Below are 2084 nucleotides of genomic sequence, written 5' to 3'. Positions count from 1 at the left end.
CCGAAGTAACGCGCAGCCGCGGCCGTCGCGAGGACATTGGTCTTGAACTTGTCGGGGTCGATGTCGCGAACGAGCGACAGGAGCCCGGTCTGATGATCGACGAGCAGCATCGCGGCGTCGTCGCGGCTCAGGCGGGTGTAGGGTTTGGTCATGGTCGGTGTCCTTCATTGAGGGTTCGTGGTGATGGGACGTCCCGGACGGGGCGGCCCCGCATCAGGCGGAAACGGCGCCGAAGCGCCCGCGCCTGAAGTCTTCGACGGCCTCGCGGATCTCCGCCTCGTTGTTCATCACGAAGGGGCCTTGGCCGACGATCGGCTCGTCGATGGGCTCGCCGGTCAGGACCAGCAGGCGCGTCTCGCCGCCCGCGTGGAGCGCGACGTCGCGCCCCTCGCGGCCCAGCAGCACGACCTCCGCCTCGCGGGCGTCCTGCGCGCCGTCGACCGTAACGTGACCGGACAGCACGGCCAGCAGCGTCGTGTGGCCCTCGGGCGCCGGCAGCTTCACGTCCGCCCCGGCGGCGAGCCGCACGTCCCAGACATTGACCGGCGTGACCGTCCGCGCCGGGCCGCGCACGCCGCCGAGGTCGCCGGCGACGACCCGCGCGGCGGCGCCCTCGAAGGCCACGCTCGGGATCTGCTCCCGACCGAGCGCCTGATAGGCGGGCGGCATGCGCTTTTGGGCCGCCGGCAGGTTGATCCAGAGCTGGACCATGCGGAACGGCCCGCCGGTCCGCGCGAAGCCTTCGGAGTGGAACTCCTCGTGCAGCACGCCGTCGCCCGCGGTCATCCACTGCACGTCGCCGGGGCCGACGAGGCCGCCATGACCGGCCGAGTCGCGATGCTCGACCGCGCCCTCATGGACGATGGTCACCGTCTCGAAGCCGCGATGGGGGTGCAGACCCACGCCGCGCCGCGTCTCCGACGGCTCGAACACATGCGGGCCGGCGTAGTCGAGCAGCAGGAAGGGGCTGACTTGCGCGCCATGCTCCGCGTGGGAGAAGAGCGTGCGCACCGGGAACCCGTCGCCGACCCAGTGGCGAGGATGGCCGCCAAAGCGGCCGAGGATGGTCTTGGTCATCGTGGTTCTCCCGATGGGACGGAGGACCGTCCGTTCTCCGGGAGAGATGCGCGCGGGACGCGGCAGGCTGTAGTGTGGAATATCTCAACGCAACGTTCTACTGATGGAACGGTGCAGGATCTGAACGACCTCGCCTATTTCGCCCGCGTCGTCGAGCATGGCGGTTTCGCGCCAGCGGCCCGCGCCCTCGGCGTCCCGAAATCGAAGCTCAGCCGGCGGGTCGCGGCGCTGGAGGAGCGGCTCGGCGTGCGGCTGATCCAGCGCACCTCGCGGCGCTTCTCGGTGACGGAGATCGGCCGGGAGTTCCACGCGCACTGCGTGGCGATGCTGGTCGAGGCCGACGCGGCGGCGGCGGCGATCGAGCAGGCGCGCTCGGAGCCGCGCGGCGCGGTGCGGGTCAGCTGCCCGGTCGCGCTGACCAACTTCCAGTTCGGCGCGCTGTTCGCGCGATTCCTGATGGCGTATCCGGCTGTGACGCTGCACATCGAGAGCACCAACCGCCGGGTCGACGTGACGGCGGAGGGGTTCGACGTCGCCATCCGCGTCCGCTTCCCGCCGCTGCCGCCGTCCGACCTCGTGATGCGCCGGCTCGACGAAAGCGTGCAGCGCCTCGTCGCCGCCCCGGCCCTGGCCGCGGCGTCCGTCGCCTCGCCGGCCGATCTCGCCGGTCTGCCCGGTCTTGATCTCGGCCCTCCCCGCGGGATCGGCGAATGGCGGCTCGACCATGCCGACGGCCGCTCGGCGGTCGTGCCGTTCCGCCCGCGGCTCGTCACCGACGACATGGCGGCGCTGCGCGAGGCGGCGGTCGCCGGCGTCGGCGTGGCGCAGCTGCCGACCATGATGATCTGGCGCGACCTGCAGTCGGGCGCGCTCGTCCCGGTGCTGCCCGACTGGCGCCCCGCCAGCGGGATCGTCCACGCCGTGTTCCCGTCGCGCCGGGGCCTGCTGCCCTCGGTGCGCGCCCTGCTCGACTTTCTCGCCGCCGAATGCGGGGCGCAGCGGCGCGC

2 protein-coding genes are annotated in these 2084 nt (G+C 72.4%); one reads left to right on the top strand and one right to left on the bottom strand.

The window, feature by feature from the left end; all coding sequences use genetic code 11:
• Positions 1–213: 213 nt before the first annotated feature.
• Complete coding sequence (locus BLW43_RS22580; protein ID WP_093257189.1) at positions 214–1077, bottom strand: pirin family protein; 864 nt, start codon at positions 1075–1077, stop codon at positions 214–216.
• 111 nt (positions 1078–1188) lie between these two features.
• Here BLW43_RS22580 and BLW43_RS22575 point away from each other — a divergent pair.
• Positions 1189–2084: LysR substrate-binding domain-containing protein (locus tag BLW43_RS22575; RefSeq protein WP_139284208.1), on the top strand; the 896-nt coding region annotated here is incomplete at its 3' end.

The sequence above is a fragment of the Rubrimonas cliftonensis genome, from assembly GCF_900107585.1.
In the GTDB taxonomy this organism is placed as follows: Bacteria; Pseudomonadota; Alphaproteobacteria; order Rhodobacterales; family Rhodobacteraceae; genus Rubrimonas; species Rubrimonas cliftonensis.
This window is presented reverse-complemented; position numbering and strand designations above follow the sequence as displayed.